Below are 16613 nucleotides of genomic sequence, written 5' to 3' on the forward strand. Positions count from 1 at the left end.
CATGGCAACGCTTGAAATCCGAGACCTGCACGTCACCGTCGAGGCCGACAACGCCACGAAGGAGATCCTCAAGGGCGTCGACCTCACCGTGAAGCAGGGCGAGACGCACGCCATCATGGGCCCCAACGGCTCCGGCAAGTCCACCCTCGCCTACTCGCTGGCCGGTCACCCCAAGTACACGATCACCAGCGGCACCGTCACCCTCGACGGCGAGGACGTCCTGGAGATGTCCGTCGACGAGCGGGCCCGCGCCGGTCTGTTCCTCGCCATGCAGTACCCGGTCGAGGTCCCCGGCGTCTCGGTCTCCAACTTCCTGCGCACCTCCGCCACCGCCATCCGCGGCGAGGCCCCCAAGCTGCGCACCTGGGTGAAGGAGGTCAAGGAGGCCATGCAGCGCCTCAACATGGACCCCGCCTTCGCCGAGCGCAATGTCAACGAGGGCTTCTCCGGCGGCGAGAAGAAGCGCCACGAGATCCTCCAGCTCGAACTGCTGGGGCCCAAGATCGCGATCCTGGACGAGACCGACTCCGGCCTCGACGTGGACGCGCTGCGGGTGGTCTCCGAGGGCGTCAACCGGGTCCGCGAGAGCGGCGAGGTCGGCACCCTCCTCATCACCCACTACACGCGCATCCTGCGCTACATCAAGCCCGACCACGTCCATGTCTTCGCGGGCGGCAGGATCGCCGAGTCCGGCGGCCCCGAACTGGCGGACAAGCTGGAGAACGAGGGCTACGAGGCATACGTGAAGGGTGGCGCATCCGCGTGACACCTACCCGCCATGGGCTCCCCGGCCTCCTCGACACCGAGGCGATCCGCAAGGACTTCCCCATCCTGGACCGCCAGGTCCACGACGGTAAGAAGCTCGTGTACCTGGACAACGCGGCGACCTCGCAGAAGCCGCGCCAGGTGCTGGACGCCCTGAGCGAGTACTACGAGCGCTACAACGCCAACGTCCACCGCGGTGTGCATGTGCTCGCCGAGGAGGCCACGGCGCTGTACGAGGGCGCGCGCGACAAGGTCGCCGACTTCATCAACGCGCCCAGCCGCGACGAGGTGATCTTCACCAAGAACGCCTCCGAGTCGCTGAACCTGGTGGCGAACATGCTCGGCTGGGCCGACGAGCCCTACCGGGTGGACTCCGACACCGAGATCGTCATCACCGAGATGGAGCACCACTCCAACATTGTCCCCTGGCAGCTGCTGTCGCAGCGCACGGGCGCGAAGCTGAAGTGGTTCGGCCTCACCGACGACGGCCGCCTCGACCTGTCCAACATCGACGAGATCATCACCGAGAAGACGAAGATCGTCTCCTTTGTGCTGGTCTCCAACATCCTGGGCACGGTCAACCCGGTCGAGGCGATCGTCCGCCGCGCCCAGGAGGTCGGCGCGCTGGTCTGCATCGACGCCTCCCAGGCCGCCCCGCACATGCCGCTGGACGTGCAGTCCCTCCAGGCCGACTTCGTGGCCTTCACCGGCCACAAGATGTGCGCGCCGACCGGCATCGGCGTGCTCTGGGGCCGCCAGGAGCTGCTGGAGGACCTGCCCCCCTTCCTCGGCGGCGGCGAGATGATCGAGACCGTCTCGATGCACTCCTCGACCTACGCCCCCGCCCCGCACAAGTTCGAGGCGGGCACCCCGCCGATCGCCCAGGCGGTCGGTCTCGGCGCGGCCATCGACTACCTCGCCGCCCTCGGCATGGACAAGATCCTCGCCCATGAGCACGCGCTCACCGAGTACGCGGTCAAGCGGCTCCTGGAGGTCCCCGACCTCCGCATCATCGGCCCCGCCACGGCCGAGGACCGGGGCGCCGCGATCTCCTTCACCCTCGGTGACATCCACCCCCATGACGTGGGCCAGGTCCTGGACGAGCAGGGCATCGCGGTCCGGGTCGGCCACCACTGCGCCCGCCCCGTCTGCCTGCGCTACGGAATTCCCGCGACCACCAGGGCGTCGTTCTATCTGTACTCCACACCGGCCGAGATCGACGCACTGGTCGACGGTCTGGAGCACGTACGGAACTTCTTCGGCTGAGGGGCGTGCTGGAACCGTGAAGCTGGACTCCATGTACCAGGAAGTCATCCTGGACCACTACAAGAACCCGCACGGGCGTGGTCTGAGGGACGGCGACGCCGAGGTCCACCATGTGAACCCGACGTGCGGCGACGAGATCACCCTGCGCGTGAAGTACGACGGCACGAGGATCGAGGACGTCTCCTACGAGGGCCAGGGCTGCTCGATCAGCCAGGCCAGCGCCTCCGTGCTGAACGAGCTGCTGGTCGGCAAGGACGTCACCGACGCGCAGAAGATCCAGGAGACCTTCCTGGAGCTGATGCAGTCCAAGGGCCGGATCGAGCCGGACGACGCCATGGAGGAGGTGCTGGAGGACGCGGTCGCGTTCGCCGGTGTCTCCAAGTACCCCGCCCGCGTCAAGTGCGCGCTGCTGAGCTGGATGGCCTGGAAGGACGCCACGGCCCAGGCCCTGGGCTCCGCCCCCGCCTCTGAAAGGAAGACGGCATGACCGAGACCATCGAGATGAAGCCGGCCTCGGAGGAGGAACTCCGCGAGGCCCTGATGGACGTCGTGGACCCGGAACTGGGCATCGATGTCGTCAACCTCGGCCTGATCTACGGCATCCATGTGGACGACTCCAATGTGGCGACGATCGACATGACCCTCACCTCGGCGGCCTGTCCGCTCACCGATGTCATCGAGGACCAGGCCAAGTCCGCCACGGACGGCCTGGTCAGCGAGTTGCGCATCAACTGGGTCTGGATGCCGCCGTGGGGCCCGGACAAGATCACGGACGATGGGCGGGAGCAGCTGCGGGCGCTGGGCTTCAACGTCTGAGCTCAACCGGTCCGGGAGGGGCCACGGCGGAATGCCGTGGCCCCTCCGTTGTTCATCGGCGGCGAGTGATCGCTTCGGCGAAGATCCGGAAGGCCGCCAGGCGCTGCCCGTTCCGTAGACCGCGAAGCGTCGCGAAGTGGCCGATGAGGAGGAAGAGACCGATGATCACCGGGATTCCGGCGAGCAGAAGGAGCTCGTGGACGAAGGGCATGGAGACGCAGCCTTTCCCGTGCTGAGAGGTCCGATTTCGCGATCGTTTGCGCCTACGGAATCGGACCACTCCGTACCTGGCCATCCCGCTACGGGTGATAGTCAGTGTTGGTGCAGGCCAGAGCGGTTGGCCGGGTTTTCCCGGTGGGACGCGGGAAAAGGGACTCAGCGGCGGAATCCACGCTCAGGCGGGCGCCCCCTGTCGCTGTAGAAGGGGGTGAACCAGTCTTGGGCTTCCAGGTTGGCGAGCCCCATGACCTGATGGATGAAACTGTCGGGATCTTCGACGCCCTGGTTCCATGGCTCAAAGAGGAAGAGCACGTCGGTGTCCTCGAACAGAGTGCTGATACACAGTGACCAGTCCCAGTCGTCATGGTGGGGCGGTACCTTCTCCGTGATCATCGTGACCACGTCAGGCTCGTCCACGACCCTGCTCGACGCGTGATCGATAGCGATGTGAAGAGCCATCTCTTCGCCCGTACAGGTGGGCTGCGGCCATTCCTCCGCCCTGATGTCGGCGGCCAGATCGTCGAAGCAACGTGCCATCCGACGGCGCCACTCGGCATCCTGACGCCAGGTGATCACTGGCATCTCGCTGAAGACGGCGGCGTAGTCGTCACCCAAACCGACAGGGCGGTCACCTATCTCTTCGAGGGCGTCGTATGCCATGTCGGACAGTGTGACAAGCGTGTCCTCCAGCAGTCGGAGGGTGCGGGCCGACGGTCCCCAGCACTCCTCTTCGTCCTCTTCGTGCCTCACCGGAGCGGGGGGCGGGGCAAGTTCATCCGGTACCGGGCGTCTGTCCACGCCCGGGTAGATGAAATACGACTGCGACACATCGTCTCCGGCCTCCGCTGCCCGCCAGTACCAGTCGGACGCCCCCTCTCGGTCTTCCATCCGGAAGTGAAGGTTGCCCATCAGCCGCAGGGAGAGGACATCGTCGGCGTCGATGGCCCGCTGGAGCCAGCGGATGGCTTCCGGACGATCAGAACGCTCGTACAGCAGGCCCAAGGTGCGGAAGGTGTCCACGTCCTCCGCGTCGGCGAGTGGCTGCAAGGCTCGCTGTGCTACGTCCATTCGGTCGTTGGCGTGTGCTGCCAGGGCGATGCTGAATCGCTGATGTCGCTCGGATCCGCGCCGAAGGGCGACCTCCCAGATCTCGTCGGGGAGCAGATCCGGCGAAGGCCCCCGATCACGCAGATGGGCGTCGAGGAGAAACTCGAACGGCCTCAGGCCGTTCCCCTCAGGGATCAACAGTCGGGTCACGGAGTCCCGGGGGCTGGTAGCCCAGGCGAGTGCCGATGCGAAGGGCTCCGGTGCGATCAGTTGCTTGTTGCGGCCGGGCAGATACCGTTCGTGCAGGCTGTGGAGCAGGTCGACGGGTTGAGGCTCTTCCAGCCCTGTCAGTGCCAGATCGATCGCCGCCCATACCAGCGCGGCACCGCGAGGGTTGCCGCCGACGACGGAAGCGCCGCGCAACTCCAGCCACAGCTCAGGACCGGTGGCGAGTGTTTCGGCCACCCCGAAGTCCTCCGCGTGATCCAGTGCCAGACGCAGGCGTGTGTCCCGGTTGACTCGCAGACGCTTACGAGCACGTCCGATCTCAGCCTCGGACCACAGTCGCTTCACTTCGAACGACTCGGCGACACGTACCAGTTCATGGGAGGGGAACCCCTGGTACTTGCGGGTCCGCATGGTGGCCAGTACGACGGTCCGGGCCCGGCGCAACGCCCGGATGTCGTTGAGCGTCAGACCGTGGGGTTCCAGATAGTGCTCCAGATCGTTCAACCAAAGCACCGTGGGGTTCTCTGAGCGGCCGGCGCGGACGCATTCGGTGATGGCATCCGGCAGATCCGTGGAGTGGGGCGGAACGACGAGCGAGTGGCCGGGAAGCACAGATGCCATCGCCTCGTAGGCGCAGCGTGTCTTTCCCGCTGTGGACTCGCCGATCAGCAGGAGGACGCCCCCGTGCCTGCCCAAGCGGGTGAGCGCGGTGCGGACCAACGGGTCGATGTCCCGTGGAATGTAGGCGGGCAACGCATTGCCGTTCTCCAGCGTGCGCGCCCTGTGCACCTTCAGCTCCAGGGGGTCGGCGTCGCGCACACGGCATATCGAGAGGCGGGTTCGTGTGGGCGTCGGCGCACCTCGTGCGCGTCCGTAGAGGCGCTGCCAGTGACCGCGGTCGAAATGCCCTGGCGGCAGAGCAGCGGCTCGTTCCAGCGCGATGAGAAAGGACTCCAGTGCGGCCCAGGACGAAGGCAGGCGTTCGCCCTTTTGCCAGGCACTGATCGACGATGTGGTCAAGGGTGGCCGTCGCTGTCCCTGTGAGGCGCGAACGATGCCCTGCAAGGTGGGTCTGCTGCCCCCGGTCCGAGCCGCGGTGACCAGCGCATCCCGGATGGTGCGGGCCAGTTCGGACCGGGCGTCCTGGCGGTCTGCTGAGTCGTTCATGACGTCATGGTCGCCGAGGCGCCCTGGTGAGGGTCAGAGACACAACAATTTGCTGTGTACAGCCGTACACATGATACGTACGCTCGTCCGTATGGGTTTCCTTCTGCTCGCGGGGGCCATCGCCGCCGAGATCGCCGCGACCACCTCCATGAAGTACAGCCAGGGCTTCACCCGGCTCTGGCCGTCGCTGATCACCGCGGTCGGCTACATCGTGGCGTTCGCGCTGCTCGCCCAGACGCTGAAGACCATCTCGGTGGGGACCGCGTACGCGATCTGGTCCGGGGCCGGGACCGCGGTGGTGGCGATCATCGGGGCGGTGTTCCTGGGGGAGGGCATGACCCTCGCCAAGGCCACCGGGATCGCGCTGATCATCATCGGGGTCGTGGTGCTCAATCTGGGGGGCGCGCACTGATGGCCCGCCGCTACGACCCGGAGCGCCGCCAGCGGATCATCGACGCGGCGATCCGGGTGGTGGGCGCCAAGGGCCTCGCGGGGCTGAGCCACCGGACGGTCGCGGCCGAGGCGGATGTCCCGCTGGGCTCGACCACCTACCACTTCGCGACCCTGGACGAGCTGCTGGTGGCCGCGCTCCGGCAGTGCAACGAGAGCTTCGGGGCGCTGATGGCGGCGCGGGGCGGGCTGCGCGCGCCGGGTCTCGATCTGGCCGCCGAACTGGCCGCGCTGCTCGGCGAGTGGCTGGCGGGCGACCGTACCGGGGTGGAGCTGGAGTACGAGCTGTATCTCGCCGCGCTGCGCCGCCCCGCGCTGCGCCCGGTCGCCGCCGAATGGGCCGACGGGGTGGTGGCGGTCCTCGTCCGGCAGGTGGACGCGGTGACCGCGCGGGCCGTCGTCGCGCTGATGGACGGGCTCTGCCTCCAGGTGCTGCTGACCGACACCCCCTACGACGAGGGATACGCGCGGGAGCTGCTGGCCCGCGTGATCGGGGACCGTCCGACCGGCGGGTGAGACGCTCCCGGCCCGGTTTGGCCTCCGTGGGGCGCGGGCGGTTAGGTTGCCCCCATGACCGACACGACTGCTTCCCGTACCACTGGTGCCGTGGCCGCCGGGCTCGCCACCATTGCCGCCGACGGCACCGTTCTCGACACCTGGTTCCCCGCCCCCGAACTGTCCGACGCGCCCGGACCGGCCGGTACCGAGCGGCTGGACGCCGACCGCACCCGTCAGCTGCTCGGTGAGCACGCCGTCGCCGCGCTCGCCAAGGACGGGGTGCGCGATGTCGAGACCGTCGCGGTCCGTACGGTCATCTCCTCGCTGGACGACAAGCCGCTCGACACCCATGACGCCTATCTGCGGCTGCATCTGCTCTCGCACCGGCTGGTCCGGCCCAACGAGCAGAACCTGGACGGCATCTTCGGCCTGCTGCCCAATGTGGCCTGGACCTCGCTCGGCCCGGTCGCCGTCGACACCCTGGAGACCGTACGGCTCGCCGCGCGCGCCCGCGGGCTGCACGTCAGCGTGTTCGGGGTCGACAAGTTCCCCCGGATGACCGACTACGTGGCCCCGGCGGGCGTCCGGATCGCCGACGCCGACCGGGTCCGGCTCGGCGCCCATCTCGCCGCCGGCACCACCGTCATGCACGAGGGCTTCGTCAACTTCAACGCCGGGACGCTCGGCACCTCCATGGTCGAGGGGCGGATCTCCCAGGGTGTCGTCGTCGGCGACGGCTCCGACATCGGCGGCGGCGCCTCCACCATGGGCACCCTGTCCGGCGGCGGCAAGGAGCGGGTGGCCATCGGCGAGCGCTCCCTGGTCGGCGCCGAGGCCGGCATCGGGATCGCGCTCGGCGACGACTGCGTGGTCGAGGCGGGCCTCTACCTCACCGCCGGGACCCGGGTCACCCTGCCCGACGGCCAGATCGTCAAGGCCCGCGAACTCTCCGGCGCCAGCAACATCCTCTTCCGCCGCAACTCCGTCACCGGCACCGTCGAGGCCCGCCCCAACAACGCCGAGTGGGGCGGCCTCAACGACGTCCTGCACAGCCACAACTGATGTCCCGGCGATCGATGACGATCACTTAAAAGGACCACCGTCCGTGTCCTCGGGGCCCGTTCGGCAGATGAAGCGGGTGAAGCAGATGAACAGACGGACGCCGGGGGTTCCGACGCGTCCGATCACCCGCCGAACGGTCGCGAGACGAGGGGCTGAGCAATGACGAACCTGGGCACGAGGAACACGGCACGCTTACTGACCGGGGCGGTCGCGGCGGTCGCGATGGGCTGGCTGTCCGGCGGTGCCGCCGCACAGGCCGACGAGACCCACACCGACTCCCACAACGGCACCCGGGTCGGCCTGGTCAACCTCCACATCGGCCAGATCGACGACCCCGCCGAGGATGTCCTCGAACACTTCCGGGTGTTCGGCGACGAGACCACGACGGAGGGGGCCGTGGCGGCGGAGACGACCGCCGAGTGAGGCAGCCCCGAGCGGCACGGCCGTCGAGTGAGACTGCCCTGAGCAGCACGGCCGTCGAGTGAGACCGCCGCAGCCGCCCGGCGGCACGGCCCGGGGCCGTCCGAACCGCAGCACGCGGAACGGACGGCCCCGGGCCGTTTTCGCGCACCAGGCATAGCGGCGGGCCGGCCCGCGCGTCAGCAGGGGTGAGGGGGGCCGGACACCGCAGAGCGCCGGACCCGGGGAAGAGAAGGTGACGATGGATGCCGAGGCCGAGGAGAACTTCCGCCGGTTCGTGGCGAACCGCTCCACCGCGCTGCTGAGAACCGCCGTGCTGCTCAGCGGCGGCGACCGGCACGCCGCCGAGGATCTGCTCCAGAACGCCCTGATCAAGGCCGCCGGACGCTGGCAGCGGATCGACGAACCCGAGGCGTATGTCCGGCGGATCCTCTACCGGCAGCAGATCGGCCGCTGGCGGCTGAAGTGGCCCCGGCGCGAACTGACCGTCGCCGAGCCGCCCGAACACGGCAGCACCGGCGACGCCAGTACCGCCGCCGAACTGCGGCTGCTGATCCGGGCCGCGCTGGCCCGGCTCACCCCGCGCCAGCGGACCGTGCTGGTGCTGCGCTACTTCGAGGATCTGCCCGAGGCCGAGGTCGCCCGGATCCTCGGCTGCTCGGTGGGCACCGTACGGTCCACCACCCATCGCTCGCTGGAACGGCTGCGCGCGTACTCGCCGGAGCTGGCCTCCCTCGCCGTCGACCGCTCACCCCTGGAGGTACGTTCGTGAACACCGAGGTACTGCTGCGCCAGGCGCTCGGCGAACAGGCCGCCGAGCAGCGGCCCCCGGGCCCCGCCCTCGCCGACCGGGTGCTCGCCCTGCGGCGCCGCCGCCGGGCCCGCGCGCTCGCCGTCACCGCCGCCGCGGCCGTCGCCGGAGTGACCCTGGCCGCCGGGGTGCCCCTGCTGGACACCGGCGAGCGGGACGCGCCGTCCGCCACCCAGAGCACGGCCCCGGATGTCCAGGCCCACCCGGACCAGTCGCCGCCGCGCGACCGGCTCTCCGCCGGACCGATCGTGCTCGCCGCCCACTTCACCACCGCGACGGCGGTGAACGGCGACGGCACCACACAGCAGGAACGCACCTACGCGCTGCTCGACCCCGGTACCGGACGCTACGAGGAGGACCCGCGCTGGTCGTTCGTCGCCGTCGCGCCCGGCGCGCGGACCGCGGCGGTGCTGGAACGGGACCTCCCGGCCCGGCGGATCGGGCTGCTCGACCTGACGACGGGGCAGGTCGAGCGCTGGATCCCGGTCGAGCGCGGCATCGGCGGCCTCGCCTTCTCCGCGGACGGGGAACAGCTCCTCGCCACCACCTACGACAAGCATCCCGACCTGTTCGCCCTGGCGGAGGGCGATGAGGGGGACGGCGCCCTGCGCGACGCCCCCTCCAGCCGCACCGGCTTCTACCTCATCGATCCGGCGAACGCCTCGGCCCGCTGGAGCCGGGTCGACCCGCAGCCGTCCGCGAGCGGACGCGACGACTTCGCCTTCGGCGCCGGTGACACCACCGTGCGGGGGCGGTCGGACGGGCTGCACGACGACGTCCAGCAGTACTACGACCTGAACGGACGCCCGATCGCCACGCCCGCCGGGGAGCGGTATCTGCGGACGGACGTCGGCGCCCGGCTGTCGCCGGACGGCAGCCTCGCCGCCGGTGATCCGCTCCGCGACACCCCCGAGGGGGCCTTCTCCGAGATCCTCGACGCCCGCACCGGAGAACGGGTCGGTGAGGTGCGCGCCGCAGAACTGCTCGTCTGGGTGGACGACCGTCGGCTCATCGCCTGGGAACGCGACCCGGACGAGACGACGGAGTACCAGACCCGGCTGGTGCTGGTCACGCTCGGCAGCGACGAGGTCGTGCAGCTGGCCGGGGCGCGGGATCTGCCGACCGAGGGCCTCGCGACACCGTGGGAGCCGGTGTTCGCGACGGGCTGAGCGGGGCCGGGGCGGGCGGACGGTCAGCAGCCGGCCGGTACGGGGGCGACGGCCTCGTACGCGGCCCTGAGGACCGCCGTCCGCTCCGGGCCCGCCGCGCGCAGCGGCGGCCGGACCGGCCCGGCGGGCAGGCCCAGGTCCGCCAGCAGGGCCTTCGCGGTGACCGAGCCCGGCAGACCAGCCGCCATCATCGCCTCGACCAGACCGGCCGTCTCCCGCTGGAGGCGGCCGGCCTTCATGGTGACCCCGGCGTCGAACGCGTCCAGCACCGCCCGCAGCCGCTCCGGGATCACATTGGCGACCGTGCTGACATAGCCCGCGCCGCCGATCGCGTACAGGGCGAGGATGTGCTCCTCGCAGCCCGCGTAGTACGCCAGCTCGGTGCGGGACATGACCTGCTGGGCGGCGAGGAAGTCGTAGGAGCAGTCCTTGACGGCGACGATCCTCGGGTGCTCGGCGAGGCGCAGCATGGTCTCCGGGGCGATCCGGGTGCCGGTGCGGCCCGGGATGTCGTAGAGCATCACCGGCAGTCCGCAGCCGTCGGCGACCGCCCGGAAGTGCGCCTCCACCGCGTCCTGCGGGGGCTTGCTGTAGTACGGGGTCACCACCAGCACACCGTCCGCGCCCGCCCGCTCCGCCGCGCGCGCCAGCTCGACCGAGTGCCGGGTGTCGGAGGTGCCGACGCCCGCGAGCACAGTGGCCCGCCCGCCCACCGCCTCCCGTACCGCCCGCACCAGTTCGGCCTTCTCGGCGTCGGAGGTGGTCGGGGACTCGCCGGTGGTGCCGGACAGCACCAGCCCGTCGCAGCCCCGGGCCACCAGCCGCTCCGCCAGCAGCCGCGCCCCGTCCGGATCGAGCGCCCCCGAGGCCGTGAAGGGCGTGACCATCGCGCACAGGGCGCGGCCGAAGGGCGTGGGGGACAGGGCGAGGGAGGGTGCGCGATGCGTCATAGGAGCAGTGTCGGCCCCCGCATTGTGAAGCTCCACTTAAATTTTCTACGTGGTGTTCCGCAGGGTTGCTAAGGAGTGGTCGGGCGCCCGCTCCGAGGCCCTCTGTCCAGCGGGGGTGCCCCGGGTCACCATGGCCGGGACGGACCACCAGCCCCGGTCAGGGGAGGCGTCATGAGGCTCGGCAAGGCACTCGCCACCGGAGTCGCACAGGAGCGGCCGGTTCCGGTCACGGACACGGTCATGGTCACCGACCCGGTCGCGCGGTACGGCGAGGAGCGCGCGGTCGTCGACGGCAGCGGGGAACCGGCCGCCCCGCCGGTCGCCGCAGAGGTGCCGGCCGCCCGATGAGGCCCCGGCTTCCCGAGGAACACCCGACGGAGCCGCCGACCGGATACAAGATCGCCCACCCGGTGCTGTCCCAGGACGGCACCCGGGCCGGGTTCACCGGTGTGTCGCTCGGCGGCGCGCTGCCGTACGGAGTGCTGGCCGACGCGTCCTGCGTCTACGGGCTGCGCCACTCGGCACCGCACCGCCGCTGCGACTGCGGCTTCCACAGCGTGCACGAGCGCGCCACCGCCGACGCGCTGCGCTGCACCGCGGAGCACCGCACGGCCCTGCTCCTCGAAGTCACCGTGCTGGGCCGGTACATCCGCTTCGAACGCGGCTTCCGGCACGCCCGCCAGCGGGTGCGCACGGCGACCGCCGCCCCCTGCGGATGCGGCGCGGTGGCCGCCGCGCTCGCCGACGCGGGCTGGGGCCGCCCCGGCTGGTACGCCCTCGCCCCGTCCTGCCCCGGCTGTCTGCGCGGCCGTACGTCCGTCTCCCTCGCCGGGTTCGCCCGGCTGGCGGGGGAGGGGCTGCGGGTCGTCGCCGGGCCCGCCGTCAGCGTCGCGCGGATCGCCGGGGACGGGGCGGACGGGGCCGCGCTCGACGTACCCGGGCCGGCGGCGGAGGCGGCGCTGCTCCAGGCGCGGCTGGACTGGTTCCAGACCCAGCCGGCCCGGCTCGGGAAGCGGCGGGAGGGAGGGGAAGCGGGGGACGGGGAGGGCTCCGGGGGTGGCTTGACCTGAAGTCCGGTTGAGGTCGGAGGGTGGGGGGTGTCCTCGTCCGGCAGCCACCAGGAGGCCCCTATGACCCGCCGTACCGACACCCACCCCGATCTGCTGCGCCCGGAGGTCGGGGCGCCCTGCTTCTCCCTCTGGCGGGTAGGGACGCCCGAACGGCAGCGGCTCGCCGTCGACGCCTTCGCCGCGACCTGGGAGCGCCGCTCCTGGCCCGCCCGCGAACTGGTCTCCCACCATGTCTATCTCGGCCATGACGGCAGCACCCTGCTGCACCACGCCCAGTGGGAGAGCCCGGCGGGCTACGCGGGGTTCTTCAAGACGCGGCGCCAGGAGACCGTGGACGAGATCGACACCGCCGTCCCCGGCATCGAGCGGCTCCCCCTGCACCGGTACACCCGCCACCGCAGCCGGGAGCGGGCCGCCGGTGATCTGCGGGTGCCGGGGCTGATCGTCACCGTACGGATCGACTTCGAGGCCGGGGCCGCCGACCGGCGGACGGACTGGATCGACGCCCAACTGGCGACGCCGGACGGGGACACGCAAGGGCACGAGGGCCTGATCTCCGCGCACTTCCACCCCTCGGACGACGGCACCCATGTCCTGAACTACGCCGAGTGGGAGGACGACGCCGCCTACGACAGCGCCATCGCGGTGGCGGGGACGGGGGTCGGGGCGGACGCGGGGGCGGACGAGGGGGTGCGGTCGTATCCGGGGATGACGGGGTTCACGGTGGCGCGGTTCCGGCATGTGCTGGGGCTCATGGCGTAGTGCCGGGCGGTACCGGAGAGCCGGGGGTTCCTGGACAAGAATAATGTTCGGTGGGAGTCTGGGGGCATGCTGGACGTCACCGTCATCGAGGACCCCGAGGCCGCGGCCGTCAGTCTGGACCCCGTACGGGCCCGGCTCCTGGCCGAGCTGGCCGCCGGGCCCGCGTCGGCCACCATGCTGGCGGGCCGGGTGGGACTGCCCCGGCAGAAGGTGAACTACCACCTCAAGGCGCTGGAGCGGCACGGGCTGGTCGAGCTGGCCGGGGAGCGCCGCAAGGGCAATGTCACCGAGCGGCTGATGCGGGCGACCGCCGCGTCCTATGTCATCTCGCCGCTCGCCCTGGCCGCCGTGCAGCCGGACCCGGACCGGTTCCGCGACCAGCTCTCCGCGCGCTGGATGCTGGCGCTCGGCGCCCGGCTGGTGCGGGACGCCGGTGCGCTGATCACCGGCGCCGCGCGGGCCCGCAAACGGCTCGCGACCTTCGCGCTGGACGGTCAGGTGCGGTTCGCCTCCGCCGCCGACCGGGCCGCGTTCGTGGAGGAACTGGCGGCGGGGGTGGGCGCGCTCATCCGCAAGTACGACGCGCCGGACGCGGAGGGGGGCCGGGATCATCGGATCGTCGTCGCGCTGCATCCGGTGGTGAAGGAGCCGGGGGTGGGGCGGCGGGGTGGGGGTGAGGTGGAGGGGGTTGGATCTCCGGAGTTGCCGTCGGATTCCCGGCCAGGATGATGCCCGGTCCGGCCTCCCGTCGGAACCCCACCCGCCAGAACCCCCGTCCCGACCCCTCAGGAGCCAGGAGCCCCGCCATGCCCGACCCCGACCCCGCCGCCGACAAGGAAGTCGACAAGCAAGCCGACAAGGAAAAGGCAGAAGCGCAAGGCTTCGAGATCGCCCGGGAGTTCGAGGTCGACGCGCCGCCCGAGCGGGTGTGGGACGCCGTCACCACCGGCACCGGCGGCTGGCTGTGGCCGATGGACCCGCCCGAGCCGCGCGCCGGCGGTGCCGGACCGTACGGCTCCGAGGTGGTCGCCTGGGATCCGCCGCACCGCTACACCAACCGGGCGGAGTTCGACGCCCCGTCCGCGTCCCAGACCCTCAACCAGCTCGACTACACCATCGAGCCGCGCGACGAGGGCCGCCGGGCCTGGGTGCGCTATGTGCACAGCGGGATCTTCGTGGACGACTGGGACAACCAGTACGACGGGGCCGCCCGGCACACCGGCTTCTATCTGCACACCCTGCGCCAGTATCTGACCCGGTTCGCGGGCCGTCCCCTCACCGCGTTCGCCGCGTTCGACGGGCCGGAGGCGGCGGGAGCGCCCGACGCGCTCGCGGTGGTCGAGCGGGCGCTCGGACTGACCGGCGACGCCCCCGAGGGGACCCGGGTGCGGGTCGGTGGCCCGGAGGGCGTGGCGCTGGAGGCGGTCGTCGACTACCACGACCCGTACTTCCTGGGGCTGCGGACGCGGGACGCCCTGATCCGGGTCTTCGGCCGCAACCACTGGGGTCATGTGGTCGGGATGGCGGTCCATGACTTCGCCCCGGACGCGGATCCGGCGCGGGTCGAGGCGGGGTGGCGGGGCTGGCTGGACGGGGTGTTCGGCGACAGCGGTGGTGGTGGCGACGAGGGCGGCGGTGGCGGTGGCGGTGCTGGTGGCGGGGGTGGCGGTCGGTTCTGACGGGGACGCGGGCCCGTCGTAGCGCGTCACGCGTACACGCGATACGACAGGCCCGGTTCCCGTGGGTGGGTGGCTACGGGCGGAAGCGCAGCACCTGCGGGTCGTGGTCGCTGATCTGGTCGTGGAACTCCGCGTTGATGTGGACGCTGTCGTACTCGAAGTCGTCGCGGCGGATCGACGGGCTGATCAGGATCTGGTCGAGGGTCTGGCTGTTGCCCTGGAAGACATAGGAGTAACGCTCGCTCCTCGGCAGGGACTTCACCGCCGACCACAGCTCGCCCTCGCCCTCCAGGATGTCGACCGTCTCGGAGAACTCGAAGTCGTTGATGTCGCCGAGGGCGATGACATCCGCGTTCTTCTGCTTGGCCAGGATGTCCTGGACGAAGTCGTTGACCAGCGTGGCCTGCTGGTGGCGCTGGGTCTCCGAGCTGCGCGTCGGGGGCTGGTACTGGGCGGTCAGCCTCTGGTCGCCGCCCTTGGAGTTGAAGTGGTTGGCGATCACGAAGACCGTCTCGCCCCGGAAGACGAACTCGCCGGCCAGCGGCTTGCGGCTGGCGGTGAAGGCGGTGTTCGCCGGGTCGATCCGGCCCGGGGAGGCGGTCAGCGCCGCCTTGCCGCGCACCTTGGTCACCCCGGTCGCGGTGGTGGCGTCGCCGCCCGCGCGGTCGGTGAAGGACACCCGGTCCGGGTTGAACAGGAACACCTGGCGGATGTTGCCGCCCGGCTCACCGCCGTCGGCGTTGTTCACCGGGTCGATCGAGCGCCACTGGTAGGCCGGGCCGCCCGCGGCGACGATCGCGTCCGTCAGCTTCGTCAGCGTCTGCTCGGCGGAGACCGTGCCGTTGTTGGTGGCGCCGTTGTCGTCCTGGACCTCCTCCAGGGAGAGGATGTCGGGCGAGCGGAGGTTGGTCACGATCGCGGCGGCGTGCTCCTCGAACGTCTGGTCGGCCGGGTCCAGGTTCTCCACGTTGTAGGTGGCGACGGACAGTTCGTCACGGCGCTGTCGGTCCGTCGTCTCGCGCTCGTTCTGGCCCTGCTCCAGGGCGCCGATGCGGTTCGCGACCATGGTGTAGCCGCCGAACTGGTTGTAGTCCAGCGGACCGGCGGTGGTGCCGGTGAGGGTGTCGCCGACGTTCGCCTTGGGGAAGTCGGCCACCGCGCCCAGCGACTGGATCTGGAGCCGCCCGGTGTTCTGCGCGGTGTAGGAGCCGTAGACCGTGCCACCGCTCGCGCCGCGGTTCTCGTACGGCTTCACCGTGACCCACAGCTCGGTGTACGGGTCGGTGGCGCCGACCACACGGGTGTCGGAGACCTGGACGTTCATGCCCTCCAGGGACTCGTAGTGGTCCAGGGCGTATCTCTGCGGCCGGAGCGTGAGGGCGTTGATCGAGCCGCCGGCGGCCGGGTCGCCGGCCGGGGTGTAGCGGGACGGCACCGAGCGGCTGTCGATCGTCGTCGCGGCCGGGACCGGGTTGCCGCTGGAGACGACGGTGACCGTGGGGCGGGTGATCTCGGTCAGGCTCTGGTTCCCGGAGGCGGTGCCGCCGGGCACGTACTCGGTCACCGTGCCGGACACGGTCACCGCGTCGCCCACCGCGACCCTCGGGGTGGACGAGGTGAAGACGAAGACGCCCTCGCTGGTGGCCGGGTCGGCGTCCGGGGTCGGGTCCTGTATCCAGAACCCTCTGGAGGAGCCGTAGCCGCGGACACCGGTGACGATTCCGGTCACGTCCGTGACCTGCTGTCCGGCGTACGGGGAGGTCCGGGTCGAACCCTGGATGTCATGGATCCGGACCGCGTCCGCGTGGGCGGGCGAGGTCAGCACGAGGGTCGACGCCGCCGAGCACACGGCGGCGACGGTGAGCGCGGCGAGACGCGCGGAAGACTTGCTCGGCAAGGTATCCCTCCGGAGGATGTGCGGCGTACGGGGTGAGGTGGGGCGGTACGGGGCGGTGCGGGGCTGGGTGCTGCGGGGTGTTGCGGGGCGGGGCTGGGTGTTGCGGGGTGTTGCGGGGCGGGGCTGGGTGTTGCGGGGTGTTGCGGGGCGGGGCTGGGTGTTGCGGGGCGGGGTGGGGCGGTATGCGGCGGGTGGGGCGGAGGGGGCGCGATCTCGTGCGGCCCGGTGCCGCGCCGGTGCCCACCCCCGTGCGCCGACCCCCCGTCGGTGAACCGCTGTCCGCCCGCTTTCTACGCGCGTCAATCTCCAGCCTGCCCAGGCCAGTTGTCAAGGTTTC

19 protein-coding genes are annotated in these 16613 nt (G+C 70.9%); 15 read left to right on the forward strand and 4 right to left on the reverse strand.

Annotation, left to right across the window (positions count from 1 at the left end; all coding sequences use genetic code 11):
• Window position 1 precedes the first annotated feature (1 nt).
• Genes sufC through ABZX40_RS13055 form a run of 4 tightly spaced genes read left to right on the forward strand, consistent with a single transcriptional unit; the run spans window position 2 to window position 2847 of the window.
• Window positions 2-766, forward strand: coding sequence for a Fe-S cluster assembly ATPase SufC (sufC, locus tag ABZX40_RS13040; RefSeq protein WP_355734639.1), 765 nt, complete (start codon window positions 2-4; stop codon window positions 764-766).
• A complete protein-coding gene (locus ABZX40_RS13045; RefSeq protein WP_355734642.1) occupies window positions 763-2031 on the forward strand; it encodes a cysteine desulfurase in 1269 nt (422 codons plus the stop codon). Before sufC ends, ABZX40_RS13045 begins: the two co-directional genes overlap by 4 nt.
• A gap of 16 nt (window positions 2032-2047) precedes the next feature.
• Window positions 2048-2518: a Fe-S cluster assembly sulfur transfer protein SufU gene (gene sufU, locus ABZX40_RS13050; RefSeq protein WP_355734645.1), complete on the forward strand. Its 471-nt coding sequence runs from the start codon at window positions 2048-2050 to the stop codon at window positions 2516-2518.
• Window positions 2515-2847, forward strand: a complete 333-nt coding sequence (locus ABZX40_RS13055; RefSeq protein ID WP_355734648.1) for a metal-sulfur cluster assembly factor — start codon at window positions 2515-2517, stop codon at window positions 2845-2847. Before sufU ends, ABZX40_RS13055 begins: the two co-directional genes overlap by 4 nt.
• A 52-nt stretch (window positions 2848-2899) precedes the next feature.
• Here the strand turns inward: ABZX40_RS13055 and ABZX40_RS13060 are convergent, their stop codons facing one another.
• Window positions 2900-3058, reverse strand: a complete 159-nt coding sequence (locus ABZX40_RS13060; protein ID WP_355734651.1) for a hypothetical protein — start codon at window positions 3056-3058, stop codon at window positions 2900-2902.
• A gap of 164 nt (window positions 3059-3222) precedes the next feature.
• The gene (locus tag ABZX40_RS13065) at window positions 3223-5508 is read right to left on the reverse strand and encodes a hypothetical protein (protein WP_355734654.1); all 2286 of its coding nucleotides are present in this window, start codon (window positions 5506-5508) and stop codon (window positions 3223-3225) included.
• A 91-nt stretch (window positions 5509-5599) separates the two neighbouring features.
• Between ABZX40_RS13065 and ABZX40_RS13070 the strand changes: the two genes are divergently transcribed.
• The 6 genes from ABZX40_RS13070 (at window position 5600) to ABZX40_RS13095 (ending at window position 9918) form a co-directional block, all read left to right on the forward strand.
• Window positions 5600-5920 carry a multidrug efflux SMR transporter gene (locus ABZX40_RS13070; RefSeq protein ID WP_355734657.1) on the forward strand — a complete coding sequence of 107 codons (321 nt, stop codon included), beginning with the start codon at window positions 5600-5602 and terminating at the stop codon, window positions 5918-5920.
• Entirely contained in the window at window positions 5920-6474 is a 555-nt protein-coding gene (locus ABZX40_RS13075; RefSeq protein ID WP_355734660.1) for a TetR family transcriptional regulator, read from the forward strand. Before ABZX40_RS13070 ends, ABZX40_RS13075 begins: the two co-directional genes overlap by 1 nt.
• A gap of 54 nt (window positions 6475-6528) precedes the next feature.
• Window positions 6529-7518 (forward strand): 2,3,4,5-tetrahydropyridine-2,6-dicarboxylate N-succinyltransferase, encoded by a 990-nt coding sequence (dapD, locus tag ABZX40_RS13080; protein WP_355734663.1) that lies wholly within the window; start codon window positions 6529-6531, stop codon window positions 7516-7518.
• Window positions 7519-7677: 159 nt separating this feature from the next.
• Window positions 7678-7941 (forward strand): hypothetical protein, encoded by a 264-nt coding sequence (locus tag ABZX40_RS13085; RefSeq protein ID WP_355734665.1) that lies wholly within the window; start codon window positions 7678-7680, stop codon window positions 7939-7941.
• 238 nt (window positions 7942-8179) lie between these two features.
• Entirely contained in the window at window positions 8180-8710 is a 531-nt protein-coding gene (locus ABZX40_RS13090) for a SigE family RNA polymerase sigma factor (RefSeq protein WP_355735323.1), read from the forward strand.
• On the forward strand, window positions 8707-9918 hold the full coding sequence (locus ABZX40_RS13095) for a WD40 repeat domain-containing protein (protein WP_355734668.1): 1212 nt from the start codon (window positions 8707-8709) through the stop codon (window positions 9916-9918). Before ABZX40_RS13090 ends, ABZX40_RS13095 begins: the two co-directional genes overlap by 4 nt.
• A gap of 23 nt (window positions 9919-9941) precedes the next feature.
• Here the strand turns inward: ABZX40_RS13095 and dapA are convergent, their stop codons facing one another.
• The gene (gene dapA / locus ABZX40_RS13100) at window positions 9942-10868 is read right to left on the reverse strand and encodes a 4-hydroxy-tetrahydrodipicolinate synthase (RefSeq protein ID WP_355734671.1); all 927 of its coding nucleotides are present in this window, start codon (window positions 10866-10868) and stop codon (window positions 9942-9944) included.
• A 171-nt stretch (window positions 10869-11039) separates the two neighbouring features.
• Between dapA and ABZX40_RS13105 the strand changes: the two genes are divergently transcribed.
• The 5 genes from ABZX40_RS13105 to ABZX40_RS13125 all read left to right on the forward strand — a co-directional run bounded on the left by ABZX40_RS13105 (window position 11040) and on the right by ABZX40_RS13125 (window position 14379).
• Window positions 11040-11216 carry a hypothetical protein gene (locus ABZX40_RS13105; RefSeq protein WP_355734674.1) on the forward strand — a complete coding sequence of 59 codons (177 nt, stop codon included), beginning with the start codon at window positions 11040-11042 and terminating at the stop codon, window positions 11214-11216.
• Entirely contained in the window at window positions 11213-11938 is a 726-nt protein-coding gene (locus ABZX40_RS13110) for a hypothetical protein (RefSeq protein ID WP_355734676.1), read from the forward strand. Before ABZX40_RS13105 ends, ABZX40_RS13110 begins: the two co-directional genes overlap by 4 nt.
• A gap of 60 nt (window positions 11939-11998) precedes the next feature.
• The gene (locus tag ABZX40_RS13115; RefSeq protein ID WP_355734679.1) at window positions 11999-12700 is read left to right on the forward strand and encodes a hypothetical protein; all 702 of its coding nucleotides are present in this window, start codon (window positions 11999-12001) and stop codon (window positions 12698-12700) included.
• Between the two features lie 66 nt (window positions 12701-12766).
• Window positions 12767-13429 carry a helix-turn-helix domain-containing protein gene (locus ABZX40_RS13120; RefSeq protein ID WP_355734682.1) on the forward strand — a complete coding sequence of 221 codons (663 nt, stop codon included), beginning with the start codon at window positions 12767-12769 and terminating at the stop codon, window positions 13427-13429.
• A 77-nt stretch (window positions 13430-13506) separates the two neighbouring features.
• Window positions 13507-14379, forward strand: a complete 873-nt coding sequence (locus tag ABZX40_RS13125; protein WP_355734685.1) for an SRPBCC domain-containing protein — start codon at window positions 13507-13509, stop codon at window positions 14377-14379.
• A gap of 73 nt (window positions 14380-14452) precedes the next feature.
• Here ABZX40_RS13125 and ABZX40_RS13130 read toward each other — a convergent pair whose 3' ends face one another.
• Complete coding sequence (locus tag ABZX40_RS13130) at window positions 14453-16276, reverse strand: endonuclease/exonuclease/phosphatase family protein (RefSeq protein ID WP_355734688.1); 1824 nt, start codon at window positions 16274-16276, stop codon at window positions 14453-14455.
• Between the last annotated feature and the right edge of the window lie 337 nt (window positions 16277-16613).

Source organism: Streptomyces sp. NPDC004610 (assembly GCF_040609715.1).
GTDB lineage: Bacteria > Actinomycetota > Actinomycetes > Streptomycetales > Streptomycetaceae > Streptomyces.